At 71.8% G+C, this 25,037-nt stretch carries 2 protein-coding genes; one reads left to right on the top strand and one right to left on the bottom strand.

Going from position 1 to position 25,037, the window contains the following annotated elements; translation table 11 throughout:
* Positions 1-95: 95 nt before the first annotated feature.
* The gene (gene msrA / locus FJQ57_RS08805; protein WP_139979384.1) at positions 96-746 is read right to left on the bottom strand and encodes a peptide-methionine (S)-S-oxide reductase MsrA; all 651 of its coding nucleotides are present in this window, start codon (positions 744-746) and stop codon (positions 96-98) included.
* A 528-nt stretch (positions 747-1,274) separates the two neighbouring features.
* On the opposite strand from msrA, the gene FJQ57_RS08800 reads away from it, so the two are divergent.
* The gene (locus FJQ57_RS08800) at positions 1,275-25,010 is read left to right on the top strand and encodes a DUF7507 domain-containing protein (RefSeq protein WP_139979382.1); all 23,736 of its coding nucleotides are present in this window, start codon (positions 1,275-1,277) and stop codon (positions 25,008-25,010) included.
* Positions 25,011-25,037: the final 27 nt, after the last annotated feature.

The raw sequence follows: 25,037 nt of genomic DNA, 5'->3' as shown, positions 1-25,037 counted from the left end.
CTCAAGACCGCTGCCGCCTGCCACTCACCCGACGGGTGCGTCTCTGCTGGAGACCGAGCAGCGACCCGTCCCGTCTCCCACGGAGACGGAGCAGGTCAGGCGTCGGCGGGGAACGGCACGCCCGTGTTGGCGTGGCAGCGGTAGCCGTTCGGGTTCTTGGCGAGGTACTGCTGGTGCAGGTCCTCGGCGTAGAAGTACGGCGTCTCGGCGGCGGGCCGGACCTCGGTGGTGATCTCGCCCAGGCTCCGCCGGGCCAGCTCGTCGCCGTACACCTTGGTGAGGTCGCGGGCGACCTGCTCCTGCTCGGGCGTGGTCCAGTAGATGGCCGAGCGGTACTGCGTGCCCACGTCGTTGCCCTGGCGCATGCCCTGGGTCGGGTCGTGCACCTCGAAGAACTGCTTGACCAGGTCGGCGTAGGAGACCTGTTGCGGGTCGAAGACGACCCGGACCGCCTCGGTGTGCCCGGTGCGTCCCGTGCACACCTCCTCGTACGACGGGTGCGGGGTGTGCCCGCCGGCGTAGCCGACCGAGGTCGACCAGACTCCCGTGCGCTGCCAGTAGACCTCCTCGGCCCCCCAGAAGCACCCGAGGCCGAACAGGGCGACCTCGAGGCCGTCGGGCACCTCGTCGGTCACGACGGGCGTGCCGAGCACCACGTGGCGGTCGGCGCGGCGGAACGGGTCGGTGTCCCGACCGGGGAGAGCGTGGTCGGCGTCGACGAGCGTGGTCTTGGGTCGGGAGAACATGTCTCCATAGTCTCTCGCCGGGCAAGCGGTCCAGACCGCTCAGCAATCACTCAGGAATTTCTTTACCTGCTGTCTAACCCCCGACGGCGTGGGTACGGACGCCGCGCGAACGGCGTCATGGGGCGTCGTCGCAGGTCAGCCGGCCCGATCGGGTGACGACTCCGAACCCTGGGGGCATCGTGCGGCGGTCACCACTCGTGCACCATCAGCCCCGCGTGTCACACATCCTGAGAAAGAGCTCCCGCCTGTGATGACGGCTCCCGCCGTGCTGTGCCTCCCGCTGTCGACCGTGCCGGTCGCCGGGCGAGCTGTCATTCCCACGGACCCGGGTGTTCTCCCCGGTCCTGGCGTGAGGAAAACGTGCGACATCCCGCAGGTCTCCTCAACACCGTTCACCGCCGGCGCTCGCGCTGGTATCTCTTCCCCGATCCCGCGACGCAGGAGCACCACGTGAACAGCCGTCCCACCCGTCGCGGCGATCGCCGACGCAAGCGCTTCCTCCTCCCCACCTCGAACCAAAGGCCGACCGTGACCGGTTCTCCCCACCGCGTGCTCCGCACCGTGCTCTCCGCCGCCCTCGTGGCCGCGCTCGTCGCCGTCGTGGCGCCCCCGGCCGCGCAGGCCGACACGGCGCCTGCGCCGGGCGCCACGCGCAACACCCCGCTCAACGGCCGGTCGGGCACGATCACCATGCCGTCGGGCCTGGTGCAGTCGCTGACGCTGACCGACGGCGGTGGGGCCACCACCACGTTCAACGACGTCGACGGCACCGTCGGTGACGACGGGGCGACCACGTTCGTGCCCCAGCTGCCGGCCACGACGCCCAACTTCAGCGTCAACACCACGATCCCGGCCTCCTGCACGGTCAAGGGCGGCATCTGCGCGGGGTACGGCACGGTGCGGCTCGACTTCAGCCAGCCGGTGACCAACCCGTCGCTGCACATCACCAGCCTGGGCACCCAGGGCACCAACCTGGCGCGCGGAAACGCCCGCCTCACCCTGGCGTCGAGCACCAACCCCGCGGGCGGCGCCGGCAACCTCACCCTCGGGACCGTCCAGCCGGGCGCCAACAACCTGAGCATCACCGGCGGCAACACCATCACCGCGACGACCACCGAGAACAACGCGGTGTGCGCCACCACCGGCACCAGCGCGGGCTGCGGCACCGTGACGACGGTCGGCACGGTCACCTCGATCACGTTCAACCTGTCCTTCGCGACGGGCTCGGGCGCCGGCACCAACCCCACCGCCGAGCAGTGGGGCATCATCGCTTCCACCGACGAGGACCAGGGCGATGCGCCGACGTCCTACGAGGCCACCTCGGCCGCGGCCAACACCATCGGCGACCTGCGGCTCGGCGGCGCGATCGACTCCAACAGCGACAACGCGATCAACCCGACGACCAGCGACAGCTCCGTGGCGGCCGGCGCCAGCAACAACGGCACCGCCGGCGACGGCGCCGACGAGGACGCGTTCGCCACTGCGCCGCCCAACATCCCCAACACCGCGATCGGCGCCACCAACGGCTACTCGATGACCGTGCCGATCTCGGGCGCCAGCAAGGCGGGCACGGTCTGCGGCTGGATCGACTTCGACCGCAACGGCACCTTCGACGCGGGCGAGCGGGCCTGTGCCAACTTCGTGGCCGGCGCGGCGAACGCCACCCTCACCTGGAGCGTCCCCGCCGGCACCGCCGTCGGCCCGGCCTACGTGCGCCTGCGCGCGGCGTACGGGACCACGACCACCCTGTCGAGCCCGACCAGCCGCCTCGACTCCGGCGAGACCGAGGACTACCGGATCTCGGTCCTCGCGACCAACCTCAGCTGCAACAACATCTACGCCCTGCAGGGCGCGGCGCCGCGCAACGTCTGGCAGGTCGCGCCGGCCACCGGCGCCCTGTCGGCGACCGGCTCGCTCTTCGGCACGCTGGCCGGCGTGGCCGACAACGCCAACCTCAACGCCCTGGCCATCAGCGACGACGGCGGGACGATCTTCGGCGTGGCGCCGACCTCGGCCGACGGCGCCGTGCGCAACATCTACGCACTCGACCGGGCCACCGGCACGGCCTCGCAGGTCGCCTCCATCACGATCCCCACGACGACCCTCGGCACCGTGACCCACGGTGCGGTCAACCCGCGCACCGGCGTCTACTACTTCGGCGGCGTCACCAACAACACCGCGGTCATCTACGGCTACAACCCGCTCACCAACACCGTGCTCGGCCAGGTCGCGACCGCGACCCTCACGGGCACCGGCGACAACGGCGACATCGCCTTCGACGAGCAGGGCAACCTCTACGTCGTCCGGTCCGACAACACCTCGGCCACGGCCTTCGCGGTCACGCAGGCCCTGCCCACGACGGCCGGCACCCCGCTGACGATCGCCGCCAAGCCGATCATCTCCTTCACCGGGGCCGACTCCGGTGCGGCCCTGGCCAACGGCATCGCCTTCGGCTCGCAGGGCAGCCGGCGGATCTTCCTGGCCAACCTCACGACCATCCGCACCTACAACCCGAGCACCGGGGCCCTGGAGAACACCGCGACGTTCAACGGCGCCGCGACGACCGGCTCGGTCGACCTCGCCTCGTGCGCCTCGCCCAACACCATCGAGGCCCAGGCGAGCTTCCCGCAGGGCCGCTCCACCCTCAGCCCCGGCGACCAGGCCACGCTGGCCATCACCGGCGGCGGCATCGACGAGAACAACACCGGCACCACGACCGGCACCGACAGCGGCCTGCAGGACCTCCCGGCCGAGACGGCCGGACCGGTCTTCGGCCTGGACGGCGTGTCCTACACCGTCACCCAGACCGGCATCGACACCAACCGGTACGCCGTCACCTACTCCTGCACCAACCTCAACACCGGGGCGGTGCTGGCGTCCGGCACGGGCAACGTCGCGACCTTCACCATGCCGACCAACCAGGGGCCCGCCGGCACCGCGGCCTACTGCCAGTTCACCAACACGCCGTTGGTCCCGAGCATCACCCTGACCAAGCAGGCCGGGACGCCGAGCGGCGTGACCGCGGGCTCGACGGTGCCCTACACCTTCGTCGTCACCAACAACGGCAACGTCGCCCTGTCGTCGGTCAGCGTGACCGACGCCAAGGTCGGCACGGTCACCTGCCCGACGGGCTCGCTCGCGCCTGGCGCCTCGCGCACCTGCACCGCGACGTACACGCTGACCCAGGCCGACGTGAACGCCGGTCAGGTGCTCAACAACGCCTCCGCGGCAGGTGTGTCGTCGATCGCCGGGCTGCCCAACCCGACGGCGTCCGCCAGCAACACGCTGAACCTGACCCGCAACCCCGCGATCAGCATCGTCAAGAACGCGACGCCCAACCCGGGCGCGGACACCCGTCTCAACGCCGGGGACACGGTCACCTACTCGTTCGTGGTGACCAACACCGGCAACGTCACGCTGACCAACGTCGGGGTCGTCGACCCCAAGGTCGGCACGGTCACCTGCCCGGCCGGCGCCGCCTCGCTGGCCCCCGGCGCGTCGGTCACCTGCACCGCAGCGCCGTACGGCGTCACCCAGGCCGACGTCAACGCCGGCACGATCAACAACACCGCGACCACCACGGGCACCGGGCCCGCCGGGGGCACCGTGTCCGCGACCGCGAGCCGGTCGGTGCCGGCGAGCACGCTCAAGTCGATCGCGCTCGACAAGACCAATGCCGCCCCGGTCGACCAGAACGGCAACGGCCGCATCGACGCCGGCGACCGCATCACCTTCAGCTTCCTGGTCACCAACACCGGCGACCTCACCCTCACCAACGTCGGGGTCACCGACACCAAGGTCAGCGGCACCAGCTGCCCGGTCACCACGCTCAACCCGGGCCAGTCGACCACCTGCACCGCCGCGCCCTACGTGATCACCCAGGCCGACGTCGACTCCGGTGCGGTCAACAACACCGCCACCACGACCGGCACGCCCGCCAACGGCACCGCCGCCGTGACCGCGAGCGACACCAACAGCGTCGCCACCAGCCAGGCCGCCACCGTCGGCCTCGTCAAGACCGCGGGCACCCCGGTCGACCGCAACACCAACGGCCGCGTCGACGCCGGCGACACCATCGCCTACAGCTTCGTGGTGACCAACACCGGCCCGCTGACGCTGACCGGCGTGGCCGTCACCGACGCCAAGGTCGGCACCGTCACCTGCCCGTCGACCACGCTGGCCCCCGGCGCCTCGGTCACCTGCACGGCGACCTACACCATCACCCAGGCCGACGTGAACGCCGGCACCGTCGTCAACAGCGCGAACGCCGCCGGCACCACGCCCAACGGCACCCGGGTCAGCTCGCCCGCCGCCACCACCTCGACGACCACGAGCACCGTGCGCTCGGTCTCGCTGGTGAAGTCCGTCGCGAGCACCACCGACGTCAACGCCAACGGCCGCCTCGACACCGGTGACCGCATCGCCTACAGCTTCCTGGTCACCAACACCGGAGCGCAGACGCTCACCGGCGTCGCCGTGACCGACTCCAAGGTCGCCGGTACGCCGAGCTGCCCGGTCACCACCCTGCAGCCGGGTGGCACCACCACCTGCACCGCGACCTACACCGTGACCCAGGCCGACGTCGACGCCGGCGCGGTCAACAACACCGCCACCGCCACCGGCACCCCGCCGACCGGTGCGGCGGTGGCCTCCGCCCCGAGCTCCACCTCCACCGCGACCTCGACGCTCTCCACCCTGACGCTGGCCAAGACGGCCGGCTCTCCGGCCGACAGCAACAACAACGGTCGCGTCGACGCCGGGGACGTCATCACCTACAGCTTCCTGGTCACCAACACGGGCTCCCAGACCCTCACCGCCATCGCGATCTCCGACCCCAAGGCCGGTGCGGTGACGTGCCCGACCGCCCCGCTCGCCCCGGGCTCGTCGGTCACCTGCACGAAGACCTACACGATCACCCAGGCCGACGTGGACGCCGGCACGATCGTCAACACCGCGACCGCCTCCGGCCGCAACCCCGCCGGCACGACCGTCACCTCAGCCCCCTCGAGCACGACGACCACGCCGTCGGGCCAGGCCGCGATCGCGCTCGTGAAGACCGCCGGCACTCCCGTCGACGTCAACGGCAACAGCCGCGTCGACGCCGGCGACACCATCACCTACAGCTTCCGCATCACCAACAACGGTGCGGTCACCCTCAACCCGGTCGCCGTCAACGACGCCAAGGTCGGCGCCGTCACCTGCCCGACCACCTCGCTGGCCCCGGGCGCCTCGGTCACCTGCACCAAGGCCTACACGATCACCCAGGCCGACGTGGACGCCGGCGCCGTGGACAACTCCGCCACCGCGACGGGCACGCGGCCCGGCGGCGCGACGGCCACCTCGGCCCCGTCCACGACCAGCACGCCGACCTCGGTCGTCCGCTCCCTCGAGGTCGACAAGGTCGCCTCGACCCCGACCGACGTCAACAACAACCAGCGCGTCGACGCGGGCGACACCATCACCTACAGCTTCCTGGTGACCAACACGGGCGCGCAGACCCTGACCGGCCTCGTCATCAACGACGCCCGACTGGCGCCGGTCACCTGCCCGACCACGACGGTGGCCCCGGGGGCGACCGTCACCTGCACCAAGAGCTACACGATCACCCAGGCCGACGTGAACGCCGGCGCGGTCAACAACACCGCCACGGCCACCGGCACCCCGCCGACCGGTGCCGCGATCACCTCCGCGCCCGACACCACCTCGACCCCGACCAACGCCACCGCGACGCTCGTGCTCGACAAGCAGGCCGCGACCCCGGTCGACAGCAACAACAACCAGCGCGTCGACGCCGGCGACACCATCGCCTACAGCTTCGTGATCACCAACAGCGGCGCGGTCACGCTGACCAACGTCGCGGTCAACGACGCCAAGGTCGGCGCGGTGACCTGCCCGGCCACGACGCTGGCCCCCGGGGCGACGGTCACCTGCACCAAGACCTACACGGTCACCCAGGCCGACGTGAACGCCGGCACCGTCACCAACACCGCGACCGCGACCGCCACCAACCCCGGCGGCGCCACCGTGACCTCGGCGCCCGACACCACCGCGACCGCGGCGACCGTCGTGCGGAGCATCCTGCTCGACAAGCAGGCCGCCGCGCCCGTCGACACCAACGGCAACGGCCGGGTCGACGCCGGCGACTCCATCACCTACAGCTTCGTGGTGACCAACACCGGCACGGTGACCCTCAGCGCGGTCGGCATCACCGACAACAAGGTCGGTGCGGTCAGCTGCCCCGCCGGCGCGGCCAGCCTGGCCCCGGGCGCGACGATCACCTGCACCCGGACCTACACGATCACCCAGGCCGACGTGAACGCCGGCGCGGTCAACAACAGCGCAACCGCCCAGGGCACGCCTCCGGGGGCCGGCGCCATCACCTCGGCACCCGACACGACGTCGACCCCGACCGCCACCGCGACCACGCTCTCGCTGGTGAAGACCGCCGGCACCCCGACCGACGTCAACGGCAACGGCCGCGTGGATGCGGGCGACCGGATCGCCTACAGCTTCGTCGTCACCAACACCGGTGCGCAGACCCTGACCGCGATCGCGGTCAACGACGCCAAGGTCGGCACGGTGACCTGCCCGGCCGGCGCTGCCTCGCTCAACCCGGGCGCCTCGGTGACCTGCACCGCGACCTACACGATCACCCAGGCCGACGTGAACGCCGGGACGGTCAACAACACCGCCACCGCGCGCGGCACGACCCCGGCCGGCGCGACGGTGACGTCGCCGGCCTCGTCGACGCAGACGGCGACCAGCGTCCTGCGCTCGATCACCCTGGACAAGCAGGCGGCCACGCCGGTCGACGCCAACGGCAACGGCCGGGTCGACGCCGGCGACACCATCGCCTACTCGTTCGTCGTCACCAACAGCGGGGCCCAGACGCTCACCACCGTCGGCATCACCGACGCCAAGGTCGGCGCCGTGACCTGCCCCGCCGGAGCGGCCACGCTGCAGCCCGGCACCTCGGTCACCTGCACCGCGTCGTACGCGATCACCCAGGCCGACGTGAACGCCGGTGCCGTCAACAACTCCGCCACCGCGCAGGGCACGCCGCCCACGGGTGGCCCGATCAGCTCGGCACCCGACACGACGTCGACCCCGACTGCGGCCACCCGCACGCTGTCGCTCACCAAGACCGCCGCTGCCCCGGTCGACGCCAACGGCAACGGCCGCACCGACGCCGGCGACACCATCACCTACTCGTTCCTGGTCACCAACACCGGTGCCCAGACCCTGACCGGCGTCGGCGTCACCGACCCCAAGGTCGGCACGGTGACCTGCCCGACCGGCGCAGCCTCGCTCGCGCCGGGCGCCTCGGTGACCTGCACCGCGACGTACGCGATCACCCAGGCCGACGTGAACGCCGGCACGGTCAACAACACCGCCACCGCGCAGGGCACGGCCCCTGGCGGTGCTGCGGTCACGTCCAACCAGTCCTCGACCCAGACCACGACGAGCACCCTGCGCTCTCTCACGGTCGACAAGACCGCGGGCACCCCGGCCGACACCAACAGCAACGGCCGGGTCGACGCGGGCGACACCATCGCCTACACCTTCGTGGTCGCCAACACGGGCGCCCAGACGCTCACGGCGGTCGGGGTGACCGACGCCAAGGTCGGGGCCGTCACCTGCCCCGCCGGCGCCGCGACGCTGCAGCCCGGTACGTCGGTGACCTGCTCGGCGAGCTACACGATCACCCAGGCCGACGTGGACAACGGCGCGGTCAACAACTCCGCGACCGCCCAGGGCACGCCGCCGACCGGGGGGCCGATCAGCTCCGGCGCCGACACCACCTCGACGCCCACCTCGACCCTCGCGACGCTGACGCTGTCGAAGACCGCAGCACCGCCGGTCGACGTCAACAACGACCAGCAGATCGGCGTCGGCGACACGGTCGCCTACAGCTTCCTGGTCCGCAACACCGGGTCCCTCACCCTGAGCGGCGTCACCGTCAACGACCCCAAGGTCGGCGCGGTGGGCTGCCCGGCCACCACGCTCGCCCCGGGGGCCACGACCACCTGCACGGCGACCTACGCGATCACCCAGGCCGACGTCGACGCCGGCGCGGTCACCAACACCGCCACCGTCTCGGGCACCCGGCCCGGTGGTGGGACCGTGACCTCGGCCCCCGACTCGACGACGACGCCGACCTCGGCCGGCACCGGCCTCCTGCTCGACAAGTCCGTGACGGCCATCAGCGACCCCGACGGGGTCGTCGAGGCCGGCGACACCATCACCTACACCTTCACCGTCTCCAACACCGGTGGGCAGACGCTGAGCGGCCTCGTGGTCACCGACCCGAAGATCGGGCCCCTGACCTGCGCGCCGACCACGCTCGCCCCCAACGCGACGGCGACCTGCACGAAGGCCTACACCGTCACCCAGGCCGACGTCGACAGCGGCACGGTGGCCAACACCGCCCGGGCCGCCGCCACCGCGCCGGGTGGCGTGACGGTGCAGTCCAACATCGACACCACCGCGACGCCGGCCTCCACCCTGGCCGCGCTGTTCATCGACAAGACCGCGGGCACCCCGACCGACCCCGACGGCAACGGCGTCGACGCCGGTGACCAGATCACCTACAGCTTCTTCGTGGAGAACCGCGGTGCGGTGACCCTGAGCCTGGTCGGGATCTCCGACCCCAAGGTCGGTGCGGTCACCTGCCAGCAGACGACGCTCGCCCCCGGCGCCAGCACCACCTGTGCCGTGACCTACACGATCACCCAGGCCGACGTGGACGGCGGCTCGGTCGGCAACACCGCCACCGGTCGCGCGACGACGCCGTCGGGGACCGTCATCACGAGCCCGCCCGACTCGACCAGCACCGCGACCGCGACCACCCGGACCATCGCGCTGCTCAAGCAGGCCGGCGCCCCGGTCGACGCCAACGGCAACGGCCGCACCGACGCCGGCGACACCATCGCCTACACCTTCCGGGTGACCAACACCGGTGTGGTGACCCTCACCAACGTCGGCGTGGACGACGCCAAGACCGGTCCGGTCAGCTGCCCGGCCACGACCCTCGCCCCCGGCGCAGCGATCACCTGCACCGCGACCTACACGATCACCCAGGCCGACGTCGACAGCGGCACGGTCGCCAACACCGCGACCTCGCGGGGCACCGCCCCCGGCGGCCAGGTCGCGACCTCGGCCCCGTCGACGACCACGACCCCGATCGCGGGCACCTCGGGCCTGACCATCGACAAGCAGGCCGGCACCCCGGTCGACGTCAACGCCAACGGCCGGGTCGACGCGGGTGACACCGTCGCCTACCGGTTCGTGGTCACCAACACCGGCAGCCAGACCGTGTCCGGCGTGGCCGTCGCCGACGCCAAGACCGGCCCGGTCGCCTGCCCGGTGACCACGCTGGCCGCCGGTGCCACGACGACCTGCACCGCGACGTACGTCATCAGCCAGGGCGACGTGAACGCCGGCTCGGTCCTCAACTCCGCCACGGCGAGCGGCACGCTGCCCGGTGCGGGCGGCACCGTGACCGCCCCCGCGGACACCACGTCGACCCCGACGTCGACCGCCCGCGGCATCAGCCTGGACAAGCAGGCCGGCCCCGTGGCCGACACCAACGGCTCGGGCCGCACCGACGCCGGTGACACGATCAGCTACACCTTCGTCGTCACCAACACCGGTGCGCAGACGCTCACGGCGGTCGGCATCACCGATCCCAAGATCACGGGCGTGACCTGCCCGGCCACGACGCTGCAGCCGGGTCAGTCGACCTCCTGCACCGCGTCGTACGTGATCACCCAGGCCGACGCCAACGCCGGCGCGGTCAACAACACCGCCACCGCCCAGGGCACCCCGCCGGGCGCCGGCCAGGCGCCGATCAGCTCGGCGCCCGACTCCACGTCGACCCCGACGGTCGTCGACACCCGGCTGTCGCTGGTCAAGGGGGCCGCGGCCCCGGTCGACGTCAACACCAACGGTCGCGTCGACGCAGGCGACACCATCGCCTACACCTTCGACGTCACCAACAACGGCACGCAGACCGTCACCGGCGTCACCATCAACGATGTCAAGATCGGTGCGGTCTCCTGCCCCGGCGGCCCGCTCGAGCCCCGCCAGACCGTGCGCTGCACGGCCACCTACACGATCACCCAGGCCGACGTGAACGCCGGTGGCGTCACCAACACCGCGACCGCCTCGGCCACGCCGCCGACCGGTGGCACCACCACCTCGCCGTCGGACACCGTGGTCACCCCGACGACCCGGGTCGCCACGCTCACCGTCGACAAGCAGGCGGCGACGCCGGTCGACGTCAACGGCAACGGCCGCCGCGACGCCGGCGACACCATCGCCTACAGCTTCGTGGTCCAGAACACCGGCTCGGTGACCCTCACCGGCCTCCGCATCAACGACGCGAAGATCGTGGGCGTGGCCTGCCCGGCCACCACCCTGGCGCCCAACCAGGTCACGACCTGCACCGCGACGTACACGGTGACGCAGGCCGACGTCGACGCCGGGACGGTCAACAACACGGCCTCCGCCACCGGTACGCCGCCGACGGGTGCCGCCGTGACGTCGCCCAGCGACAGCACCTCGACCCCGCTCACGGTGACCCCGCAGCTGGCGCTGGACAAGACGGCCGGCGCCCCGGTCGACGTCGACACCGACGGCCGCATCGACGAGGGCGACACCGTCCCGTTCTCCTTCGCCGTCACCAACACCGGGTCGGTGACCGTCACCGGCCTGGTCATCAACGACCCCGAGGTCGGGGCCACCACCTGCCCGACCACCACCGTCGCGCCGGGCCAGACGGTCACCTGCACCGCGTCGTACACGATCACGCAGGCCGACGCCGACGCCGGTGAGGTCGTCAACACCGCGACCGCCACCGCCACCTCGGGTGGCCCCGGCGGCGGCACCGTCACCTCGCCGTCCGACACCGTGCGGGTGCCCACCACCGTCCAGCGCTCGATCGCGCTCGACAAGACCGCGGAGACCCCGGTCGACGTCAACCGCAACGGCAACGTCGACGCGGGCGACACCATCCGCTACAGCTTCCTGGTGACCAACACCGGCACGACCACGCTGACCGGCGTGACGGTCAACGACCCCAAGGTCGGCCCGATCACCTGCACGCCGGCCACGGTCCTGCCCGAGGACTCGGTGACCTGCGTGGTCGTCTACACGATCACCCAGGCCGACGTGGACGCCGGCTCGGTCGTCAACACCGCCACCGCCACCGGCACCCCGCCCGGCGGCGCTGCCGCCGTGACCTCGACGCCCGACTCCACCACCACGCCCACCAGCACGGCCAACGCCCTGACCCTCGTCAAGCGCGCAGCCGCCCCGCAGGACGTCGACGGTGACGGCCGCGTCGAGGCCGGCGAGACCATCGCCTACACCTTCGAGGTCACCAACCGCGGCTCGCAGACCCTGACCGGCGTGGCCGTCAACGACGCCCGCGTCGCCGCGGTCAGCTGCCCGGCCACGACCCTGGCCCCGGGCCAGGGCACGACCTGCACCGCGACCTACACCCTGACCCAGGCCGACGTGAACGCCGGCACGGTCATCAACACCGCCACCGCGGTCGGGACGCCGCCCTTCGGGCCCCAGGTCTCCTCGGCGCCGAGCAGCACGACCTCGACGATCGCCCCGCAGCCGAGCCTGTCGGTCGACAAGCAGGCCGGCCAGGTGCTCGACACCAACACCGACGGTCGCGTCGACGCCGGCGACACCATCGGCTACACCTTCGCCGTCACCAACACCGGCAACGTGACCCTCACGCGGGTCGCCGTGACCGACCCGAAGGCCGGCACGGTCGCCTGCCCGACCACGACCCTGGCCCCCGGCCAGTCCATCACCTGCCGGGCGACGTACACCATCACGCAGGCCGACACCGACGCCGGCGCGGTCAACAACACCGCCACCGCCGCCGGCACCCCGCCGACCGGCCCCGCCGTGACGTCCCCCAGCGACTCGACGTCGACGCCCACCACCCGGACCAGCGAGCTGACGATCGACAAGGTCGCCGGCACGGTCGTCAACGCCAACAACAACGGCCGGGTCGACGCCGGGGACCGCATCCCCTACACCTTCGCCGTCACCAACACCGGCTCGGTCACCCTGACCGGAGTCACGGTCGTCGACCCCAAGGTCGGCACGGTCGCCTGCCCGAGCACGACGCTCGCCCCGGGTGAGTCCGTCACCTGCACGGCGACGTACACGATCACCCAGGCCGACGTCGACGCCGGCGCCGTGGTCAACACCGCGACCGCCACCGGCACCCCGCCGACCGGCCCGGCCGTGACCTCGCTGGCCGACGGCACCTCCACCCCGACCTCGACCGTGCGCCGCCTCGGCTTCGACAAGACCGCGGGCACCCCGGTCGACGTCAACGCCAACGGCCGCCTCGACGCCGGCGACCGGATCCCGTTCAGCTTCCGCGTCGACAACCAGGGCGCCCAGACCCTGACCGGCATCGCCGTCACCGACGCCAAGGTCGGCGCGGTCACGTGCCCCACCACGACGCTCGCCCCCGGCGCCTTCGTGGTCTGCACCGCGACCTACACCGTCACCCAGGCCGACGTCGACGGCGGCGCGGTCGTCAACACGGCCTCGGCGTCCGCCACCGGGCCGGGCCAGCAGCTGGTCACCTCGCCGGCCGACACCACGAGCACCCCGACCTCCGTGGTCGCGACCCTGGTCCTGGACAAGGTCGCCGGTGCCGTCGTCGACGCCAACGCGAGCGGTCGCACCGACGCCGGTGACACGATCACCTACACCTTCACGGTCACCAACACCGGTGCGGTCACCCTCAACGGCATCACGGTCGACGACCCCAAGGTCGGCGCAGTCACCTGCCAGGCGACCACCCTCGCCCCGCAGGGGACCACCACCTGCCAGCGCACCTACGTGGTCACCCAGGCCGACGTGAACGCCGGTTCCGTGGTCAACACCGCCACCGCCACCGGCGAGCCGCCCACGGGCCCGGCGGTCACCTCGGAGCCCGACCAGACGAGCACCCCGCTCGTGGCCCAGCCGACCATCACCCTCGACAAGCAGGTCGGCACCGTCACCGACGTCGACCGTGACGGCCGCATCGAGGCCGGCGACACGATCGCCTACGCCTTCGTCGTCACCAACACCGGTGCCGTCACGGTCGACGGCGTCGCCGTGGACGACCCCAAGGTCGGCACCGTCACCTGCCCGGTGACCACCCTCGCGCCGAGCGCCTCGACCCGCTGCACGGCGACCTACACGATCACCCAGGCCGACGTCGACGGTGGTTCGGTCGACAACACCGCGACCGCGACCGGCACGGCCGCCAACGGCGACGGTGTGGAGTCCACGCCGGACTCGACGTCGACGCCGACGTCCGTCGCGGCGTCCCTGACCCTCGACAAGCAGGCCGCCGCGCCGATCGACGTCAACGGCAACGGCCGCACCGACGTCGGCGACACGATCGCCTACAGCTTCGTCGTCACCAACACCGGCGCGGTGACCCTGACGGGCGTCGCGGTCGACGACCCGACGGTCGGCACGGTGGCCTGCCCGGCCACCACCCTGGCTCCGGGCGCCTCGGTCACCTGCACCGCGACGTACGTCGTGGTCCAGGGCGACCTCGACACCGGCGCGGTCGTCAACACCGCGACCGCCAGCGGCACCTCGCCCGCCGGCGCTGCCGTCACCTCGCCGGCCGACTCCACGTCGACGACGACCACGCCGGTGGCCTCCCTGACGATCGACAAGACCGCCGCTGCGCCGACCGACGGTGACGGTGACGGCCGGGTCGAGGCGGGCGACACCATCGCCTACAGCTTCCTCATCACCAACACCGGCAACGTGCCGCTGGGTGACGTCGCGGTCAACGACCTCCTCCTGGTCGCGGCTGCGGACTGCGGCACCACCGACGCCCTGGCGCCCGGTGCCACGCGCACCTGCACCGCGACGTACACCGTCACCCAGGCCGACATCGACGCCGGCTCGGTCAACAACACCGCCACCGCCACCGCCACCCCGCCGGCCGGCGGGTCGGTGAGCTCGCCGGCCGACGGCACCTCCACGACCCTCGTGGGCGCACCCGCCATCGACCTCGACGAGACCGCCGACGCCCCGTTCGACGCCAACGGCAACGGCACGATCGACGCCGGCGACACGATCGACTACTCCTTCGTGGTCACCAACACCGGCTCGGTCACCCTGACCGGGGTCACCGTGACCGACGGCCTCGACGACACCACCGTGGTCTGCCCGGGCACGATCCTGGCGCCGGGTGCGAGCTTCACCTGCACCGCGACCCACACGATCACCCAGGGCGACATCGACGCCGGGCAGGTCGTCAACCCGAGCTCGGTCACCGGCAACCCGCCGACCGGCGCCCCGGTGACCGACGCCGACACCGAGACGACGCCGCTCACCGCCACGCCGAGCATCGACCTCGACGAGCAGGCCGACGCGCCGTTCGACTTCAACGGCAACGGCCGCATCGACGCCGGTGACACGATCGACTACTCGTTCGTGGTCACCAACACCGGTGGCGTCACGCTCACCGGGGTCACCGTCACCGACGGCCTCGGCGACACCGCGATCGTCTGCCCGGGCACGACGCTGGCGCCGGGTGCGAGCTTCACCTGCACCGCGACGCACACGATCACCCAGGCCGAGGTCGACGCGGGCCAGGTCGTCAACCCGAGCTCGGTGACCGGCAACCCGCCGACCGGTGCCCCGGTGACCGACAGCGACACCGAGACGACCCCGATCAACGCGACCCCCTCGATCGACCTCGACGAGACCGCGGCCGCCCCGGTCGACGCCAACGGCAACGGCCGCATCGACGCGGGCGACACCATCGCCTACACCTTCGAGGTGACCAACACCGGCGGCACGACGCTGACCGGCGTCACGGTGACCGACACCCTCGCCGGCACCACCGTGGTCTGCCCGACCACCGTCCTCGCGCCGGGTGCGAGCACCACCTGCACCGCGACCTACACGCTCACCCAGGCCGACATCGACGCCGGCCAGGTGTTCAACGGCAGCACCGTCGTCGGCACCCCGCCGACCGGCCCGAACGTGACCGACACCGACAGCGAGACCACCCCGCTGGTGGCCACGCCGTCGATCACGCTCGACGAGACCGCCGCCGCCCCGGTCGACGCCAACGGCAACGGCCGCATCGACGCCGGTGACCGGATCGACTACAGCTTCCTGGTCACCAACACCGGTGGCGTGACGCTGAGCACCGTCACCGTGACCGACGGACTCGCCGGCACGACCGTGGTCTGCCCGACCGCCACGCTCCTGCCGGGCGCGACGACGACCTGCACGGCGTCGTACACGATCACCCAGGCCGACATCGACGCCGGCCAGGTGACCAACCCGAGCGCCGTCGTCGGCACCGCTCCCAACGGCACCCAGGTCCGCGACACCGACACCGTGACGACGCCCCTGGCTCCGTCGGCCTCGATCACGCTCGACGAGACCGCGGCCGCCCCGGTGGACGCCAACGGCAACGGCCGCATCGACGCCGGTGACCGGATCGACTACAGCTTCCTGGTCACCAACACCGGCACCGTCACGCTCACGGGCGTCACCGTGACCGACGGACTGGCTGACACCACGGTCGTGTGCCCGGGCACGGTCCTGGCGCCGGGTGCGAGCTTCACCTGCACCGCGTCGCACACGATCACCCAGGCCGAGGCCGACGCCGGGCAGGTCTTCAACCCGAGCACGGCCACCGGCACCCCGCCGACCGGTCCCGCGGTCTCGGCCAACGACGCCGTCACCACGCCGATCGCCGGCACCCCGGCCATCACGCTCGACGAGACCGCCGCCGCCCCGGTCGACGCCAACGGCAACGGCCGCATCGACGCCGGTGACCGGATCGACTACAGCTTCCTGGTCACCAACGCCGGTGGCGTGACGCTGAGCACCGTCACCGTGACCGACGGGCTGCCGGGCACGACCGTGGTCTGCCCGGTCGCCACGCTCCTGCCGGGTGCCTCGACGACCTGCACGACGTCGTACACGATCACCCAGGCCGACATCGACGCCGGCCAGGTCGTCAACCCGAGCACCGTCGTCGGCACCGCTCCTGGTGGCGCGACCGTCACGGCCTCCGACTCCGAGACGACGCCGCTGGGTGCCACGCCGGCGATCGACCTCGACGAGACCGCATCGACCCCGGTCGACGCCAACGGCAACGGCCGCATCGACGCCGGCGACCGGATCGACTACAGCTTCCTGGTCACCAACACCGGCGGAGTCACCCTGACCGGGGTGACGGTCACCGACGGGCTGCCGGGCACCGTGGTGTCCTGCCCGACCACGGTGCTCGCACCGGGCCAGGCCACGACCTGCACCGCGTCCTACACGGTCACCCAGGCCGACATCGACCGCGGCTTCGTGACCAACCCGAGCTCAGTGACCGGCAACCCGCCGACCGGTGCTCCGGTGACGGACTCCGACACCGAGACGACCCCGCTCGCGGCGGCCCCGTCGGTCGACCTCGTGGTCACCAACGGTCCGGTGACCGACGCCAACGGCTCGGGCACCCTCAACGCCGGTGACACGATCACCTTCACCTACGAGATCACCAACACCGGCTCGACGACGCTGACCAACGTCGGTGCGACCGACGGTCTGCCGGGTGGTGTGGTCTGCACGCCGACCACGGTGCTGCCGGGTGGCACGGCGACCTGCACGGTCGTCTACACGCTGACCCAGGGCGACATCGACGCCGGCCAGGTGACCAACACGGTCGTGGGCTCGGGCACCACGCCCGGTGGCGGCACGGTCACCGACACCCAGACCGTCTCGGTGCCGGTCACCGCGACCCCGTCGATCGACCTGGACGAGTCGGCTGCTGCGCCGTTCGACTTCAACGGCAACGGCCGCATCGATGCCGGCGACACGATCGACTACTCCTTCGTGGTCACCAACACCGGTGGCACGACGCTGACCGGTGTGACCGTGACCGACGGCCTGCCGGGCACGACCGTGGTGTGCCCCGTGACGACGCTGGCGCCGGGTGCGAGCACGACCTGCACCGCGACGTACACGGTCACCCAGGCCGACATCGACCGCGGCTTCGTGACCAACCCGAGCTCAGTGACCGGCAACCCGCCGACCGGTGCTCCGGTGACGGACTCCGACACCGAGACGACCCCGCTCGCGGCGGCCCCGTCGGTCGACCTCGTGGTCACCAACGGTCCGGTGACCGACGCCAACGGCTCGGGCACCCTCAACGCCGGTGACACGATCACCTTCACCTACGAGATCACCAACACCGGCTCGACGACGCTGACCAACGTCGGTGCGACCGACGGTCTGCCGGGTGGTGTGGTCTGCACGCCGACCACGGTGCTGCCGGGTGGCACGGCGACCTGCACGGTCGTCTACACGCTGACCCAGGGCGACATCGACGCCGGCCAGGTGACCAACACGGTCGTGGGCTCGGGCACCACGCCCGGTGGCGGCACGGTCACCGACACCCAGACGGTCTCGGTGCCGGTCACCGCGACCCCGTCGATCGACCTGTACGAGACCGCCGGCACCCCGGTGGACGCCAACGGCAACGGCCGCATCGATGCCGGCGACACGATCGGCTACTCCTTCGTGGTCACCAACACTGGTGGCGTGACGCTGACCGGCGTCACCGTGACCGACGGCCTCGGCGACACCACGGTGGTCTGCCCGGGGGCGACCCTGGCGCCGGGTGCGAGCTTCACCTGCACCGCGACGCACACGATCACCCAGGCCGAGGTCGACGCCGGCCAGGTCGTCAACCCGAGCTCCGTCACCGGCAACCCGCCGACCGGGGCCCCGGTCGGCGACACCGACTCGGAGACCACCCGCCTCGACAACGCGCCGTCGATCGACGTCGTGGTCTCGGCCGGCCCCGTCACCGATACCAACGGCTCGGGCACGGTAAACGCGGGTGACCAGGTCACGTTCACCTACGAGATCACCAACACCGGCCCGTCGACGCTGACCGACGTCGGTGCGGTCGACGGCCTGCCGGGCAACGTGGTGTGCACGCCGACCACGCTGCTCCCGGGTGCAACTGCGACCTGCACGGTCGTCTACACCGTCACCCAGGCCGACGTCGACGCCGGCCAGGTCTTCAACCCCGTCACCGTGACGGGCACGACGCCGGGCGGCGGCACCGTGACCGACACGGGCTCCATCACCGTGCCGGTCCCGACCACCCCGGCCATCGACCTGGTCGAGACGGCCGGCACCCCGGTCGATGCCAACGGCAACGGCCGCATCGACGCGGGCGACACGATCGGCTACGAGTTCGTGGTCACCAACACCGGTGCGACCACGCTGACCGGGGTCACCGTCACCGACACCCTCGGCGACACCACGGTGACGTGCCCGGGGGCGACCCTGGCGCCGGGTGCGAGCTTCACCTGCACCGCGACGCACACGATCACCCAGGCCGACGTCGACCGCGGCTACGTCACCAACGGCTCGACGGCCACCGGCACCCCGCCGACCGGCCCCGCCGTGACCGACACCGACTCGGTGACCACGCCGCTCGACGCCCCGCCGTCGATCACCGTGGACGTCACGGCCGGCCCGCCGACCGACACCAACGGCTCGGGCACGATCAACGCCGGTGACACGATCACCTTCACCTACGAGATCACCAACACCGGCTCGACGACGCTGACCAACGTCGGTGCGACGGACGGCCTGCCGGGTGGCGTGGTCTGCACGCCGACCACGCTGCTCCCGGGTGCGACCGCGACCTGCACGGTCGTCTACACGATCACGCAGGGCGACATCGACGCCGGCCAGGTGACCAACCCGGTCGTGGGCTCCGGCACCGCGCCCAACGGGTCGACCGTCACGGGCAACGACACGACCACCGTCCCGCTGGCCGCGACTCCGTCCATCGACCTGGACGAGTCGGCTGCTGCGCCGTTCGACTTCAACGGCAACGGCCGCATCGACGCCGGCGACACGATCGACTACTCCTTCGTGGTCACCAACACCGGTGGCGTGACGCTGACCGGCGTGGCCGTGACCGACGGCCTGCCGGGCACGACGGTGGTGTGCCCCGTGACGACGCTGGCGCCGGGTGCGAGCACGACCTGCACCGCGACGTACACGGTCACCCAGGCCGACATCGACCGTGGCTTCGTGACCAACCCGAGCTCGGTGACCGGCAACCCGCCGGCCGGTGCTCCGGTGACGGACACCGACACCGAGACGACCCCGCTCGACGCCCCGCCGTCGATCACCGTCGACGTCACGGCCGGTCCGGTCACCGACGCCAACGGCTCGGGCACGATCAACGCCGGTGACACGGTCACGTTCACCTACGAGATCACCAACACCGGCTCGACGACGCTGACCAACGTCGGCGCGACGGACGGTCTGCCGGGTGGTGTGGTCTGCACGCCGACCACGCTGGCTCCGGGTGCCACGGCGACCTGCACGGTCGTCTACACGCTGACCCAGGCCGACGTCGACGCCGGCCAGGTGGTCAACCCGGTCGTCGGCTCGGGCACCGCGCCCAACGGGTCGACCGTCACGGGCACCGACACGACCACGGTCCCGCTGACCGCGACGCCGTCGATCACGATCGACGAGTCGGCTGCTGCGCCGTTCGACTTCAACGGCAACGGCCGCATCGACGCCGGCGACACGGTCGACTACTCCTTCGTGGTCACCAACACCGGTGGCGTGACGCTGACCGGGGTCACCGTGACCGACGGCCTCGGCGACACCACCGTGGTGTGCCCGGGCACGGTCCTGGCGCCGGGTGCGAGCTTCACCTGCACCGCGACGCACACGATCACCCAGGCCGAGGTCGACGCGGGCTCGGTCGTCAACCCCAGCTCGGTGACGGGCAACCCGCCGACCGGTGCCCCGGTCACCGACACGGACTCGGTGACGACGTCGCTGACCGCGGCTCCGTCGGTGAGCACCGTGGTCACGGCTGGGCCGGTGACCGACGCCAACGGGTCGGGCTCGCTCAACCCGGGTGACACGATCACGTTCACCTACGAGATCACCAACACCGGCTCGAGCACGCTGACCAACGTCGGCGCGACGGACGGCCTGCCCGGCAACGTCGTGTGCACGCCGACCACGCTGGCTCCGGGTGCGACGGCGACCTGCACGGTCGTGTACACGATCACGCAGGGCGACATCGACGCCGGCCAGGTGACCGACCCGGTGACGGGTTCGGGCACGGCTCCGGGTGGCGCGGTCGTGAGCGACAACGACACCATCACGGTCCCGCTGAGCTCGGCCCCGGCGATCAGCCTGGAGGAGACGGCTGCTGCGCCGTTCGACTTCAACGGCAACGGCCGCATCGACGCCGGCGACACGATCGACTACGAGTTCGTGGTCACCAACACCGGTGGCGTGACGCTGACCGGTGTCCAGGTGGCCGACGGCCTGCCGGGCACGGTCGTGTGCCCCGCGACGACGCTGGCGCCGGGTGCGAGCACGACCTGCACCGTGACCTACACGGTCACCCAGGCCGACATCGACCGCGGCTTCGTCACCAACCCGTCCACCGCCACGGGCACCGGCCCGGGTGGCGCCACGGTCACGGACACCGACACGGTGACCACCTCGCTGGCCGCGGCTCCGTCGGTGAGCACCGTGGTGACGGCCGGTCCGCCGACCGACACCAACGGGTCGGGCACGATCAACGCCGGTGACCAGGTCACGTTCACCTACGAGATCACCAACACCGGCTCGACGACGCTGACCGACGTCGGTGCGGTCGACGGCCTGCCCGGCAACGTGGTGTGCACGCCGACCACGCTGGCTCCGGGTGCGACGGCGACCTGCACGGTCGTCTACACGATCACCCAGGGCGACATCGACGCCGGCCAGGTGACCAACCCGGTGACGGGTTCGGGCACGGCTCCGGGTGGTGCCGTGGTCTCCGACAACGACACGATCACGGTCCCGCTGGCCGCGACTCCGTCGATCACGATCGACGAGACCGCTGCTGCGCCGTTCGACTTCAACGGCAACGGCCGCATCGACGCCGGCGACACGATCGACTACGAGTTCGTGGTCACCAACACCGGCGGCGTGACGCTGACCAACGTCCGGGTCACCGACACCCTCGGAGACACCACCGTGGTCTGCCCCGCGACGACGCTGGCGCCGGGTGCGAGCTTCACCTGCACCGCGACGCACACGATCACCCAGGCCGACGTCGACGCGGGCCAGGTCACCAACGGCTCGACCGTGGTCGGCACCCCGCCGACCGGGGCCGACGTGACCGACACCGACACCGTCACGACCCCGCTGGACGCGGCTCCGTCGGTGAGCACCGTGGTGACGGCCGGGCCGCCGACCGACACCAACGGGTCAGGCACGATCAACGCCGGTGACCAGGTCACGTTCACCTACGAGATCACCAACACGGGCTCGACGACACTGACCAACGTGGGTGCGACGGACGGCCTGCCGGGTGGTGTGGTCTGCACGCCGACCACGCTGCTCCCGGGTGCGACGGCGACCTGCACGGTCGTGTACACGATCACCCAGGGCGACATCGACGCCGGCCAGGTGACCAACCCGGTGACGGGTTCGGGCACGGCTCCGGGTGGTGCCGTGGTCTCCGACAACGACACGATCACGGTCCCGCTGACCGCAACTCCGTCCATCGACCTGGACGAGTCGGCTGCTGCGCCGTTCGACTTCAACGGCAACGGCCGCATCGACGCCGGCGACACGATCGACTACGAGTTCGTGGTCACCAACACCGGCGGCACCACGCTGACCGGCGTGACCGTCACGGACACGCTGGGCGACACCACCGTGGTGTGCCCGGGCACGGTCCTGGCGCCGGGTGCGAGCTTCACCTGCACCGCGACGCACACGATCACCCAGGCCGACGTCGACGCGGGCCAGGTCATCAACGGCTCGACCGTGGTCGGCACCCCGCCGACCGGGGCCGACGTGACCGACACCGACTCGGTGACGACGTCACTGACCGCGGCGCCCGCCATCGAGCTGGTCGTCACGGCCGGTCCGCCGACCGACACCAACGGGTCGGGCACGATCAACGCCGGTGACCAGATCACGTTCACCTACGAGATCACCAACACCGGCTCGACGACGCTGACCAACGTCGGTGCGACGGACGGTCTGCCGGGTGGTGTGGTCTGCACGCCGACCACGCTGGCTCCGGGTGCCACGGCGACCTGCACGGTCGTCTACACGATCACCCAGGGCGACATCGACGCCGGCCAGGTCACCGACCCCGTCACCGCGACGGGCACGGCGACCGGGGGCGGCACCGTCACCGACACCGGTTCGGTCACCGTCCCGCTGACCTCGACGCCCGCCATCTCCCTCGAGGAGTCCGCGGACGCCCCGGTCGACGCCAACGGCAACGGCCGCATCGACGCCGGCGACACGATCCGCTACGAGTTCGTGGTCACCAACACCGGTGGCACGACCCTGACCGGCGTCGTCGTGACCGACGGCCTCGCCGACACCACGGTGGTCTGCCCGGGCACGGTCCTGGCGCCGGGTGCGAGCTTCACCTGCACCGCGACGCACACGATCACCCAGGCCGAGGTCGACGCCGGCTTCGTGACCAACCCGAGCACCGCCACGGGCACCGGCCCGGGTGGCGCGACGGTCACGGACACCGACTCGGTGACGACGCCCATCGCGGACACGCCGTCGATCAGCCTGGTCGAGACGGCCCAGCCGCCGTTCGACGCCAACGGCAACGGCCGCATCGACGCCGGTGACACGATCACCTACAGCTTCGAGGTGACCAACACCGGTGGCACGACGCTGACCGGCGTCGGCGTGACCGACGGCCTGCCCGGCACGGTGGTCTGCCCGACCACCACGCTGGCCCCGGGTGCGAGCACCACCTGCACCGTCGTCTACACGCTGACGCAGGCCGACATCGACGCCGGCCAGGTGACCAACCCCTCCACCGCGACGGGTACGGCGCCGGGCGGCGCCACGGTCACCGACAACGACAGCGTGACGACCGTCCTGCCGACCGGCCCGGCCATCGACCTCGAGGAGACCGCGGGCCCGATCGTCGACGCCAACGGCAACGGCGTGGTCGACGCGGGCGACACGATCACCTACGAGTTCGTGGTCACCAACACCGGCAGCACCACCCTGAGCGGCATCACCGTCACCGACGGCCTCGCCGACACCACGGTGGTCTGCCCGACCACGACCCTGGCGCCGGGTGCGAGCACCACCTGCACCGCGACGCACGTGATCACCCAGGCCGAGGTCGACGCCGGCTTCGTCACCAACCCGAGCTCGGTCACCGGCAACCCGCCGACCGGCGCTCCGGTGACGGACACCGACACGGTGACCACGCCGATCGCGGGGACCACCCCGGTCGCGTCGCTGACGGTGGACAAGCAGGCCGGCACGCCGGTCGACACCAACGGCAACGGACGCGTCGACGCCGGTGACACGATCGCCTACACCTTCGTGGTCACCAACACCGGCGACGTCCCGCTGACCTCGGTCACCGTCGACGACCCGCTGGTCGCCGTCACCTGCCCGACCGCCACCCTGGCGGCCGGCGCGACGACGACCTGCACCGCGACGTACACGATCAGCGCGGCCGACGTCACGGCGGGCTCGGTGAGCAACACCGCGCTCGTCACCGGCACCGCGCCGGGCGGCGGCACGGTCACCTCGCCGTCCGACACGACCAACACGCCGGTCCCGGCAGCCCCGGGTGAGTCCGGCCTGGCGATCGACAAGAACGTGCGCCGGGTCATCGACCGCGACGGCAACGGGACCGACGTCGGCGACGGCATCGTCTACGAGTTCGTCGTGACCAACACCGGCACCGTGCCCTTCACCGACGTCGAGGTCGACGACCCGATGCTGGTGGCGGCGGGCGTGGCCGTCCGGTGCCCGGGTGGGACCCTGGTCCCGGGCGCCTCGGTCACCTGCGTCTCGGCGCCGTACACGATCACCGCGGCCGACGTGGAGAACGGTGAGGTCGTCAACTCCGCGACCGTCGTCGCCACCGGCCCGAGCGGCGACGTCGTCGACGGCGGCGACGACACCGTCACCCTCGACCTCGGCGGCGACAACGGCGGCCCGGGCACCAACCCCGGCACCAGCCCGGGCACCAACCCGGGCACCAACCCGGGCACCAACCCCGGCGGTGGCGGCAGCGGTCCGGGCATCACGCTCCCGGGCACCGGCACCACGGTCGAGGTCTGGCAGCTGCTCCTGGGCCTTGGTGTCCTGCTGGCCGGTCTGCTGCTCATGGTCGGCGCCCGCCGCCGCCGCGAGCAGGACTGACCGGCCGGCCGACAGCCCCTCGGCACC

It is taken from the genome of Nocardioides litoris (genome assembly GCF_006346315.1).
Taxonomy (GTDB): Bacteria; Actinomycetota; Actinomycetes; order Propionibacteriales; family Nocardioidaceae; genus Nocardioides; species Nocardioides litoris.
The sequence above is the reverse complement of the archived record's forward strand: the minus strand, read 5'-3'. Positions and strand labels throughout refer to the sequence as shown.

Coding starts and splice junctions, on each gene's coding strand:
- msrA (WP_139979384.1), bottom strand. CDS start 746: ATGTTCTCCCGACCCAAGACCACGCTCGTCGACGCCGACCACGCTCTC.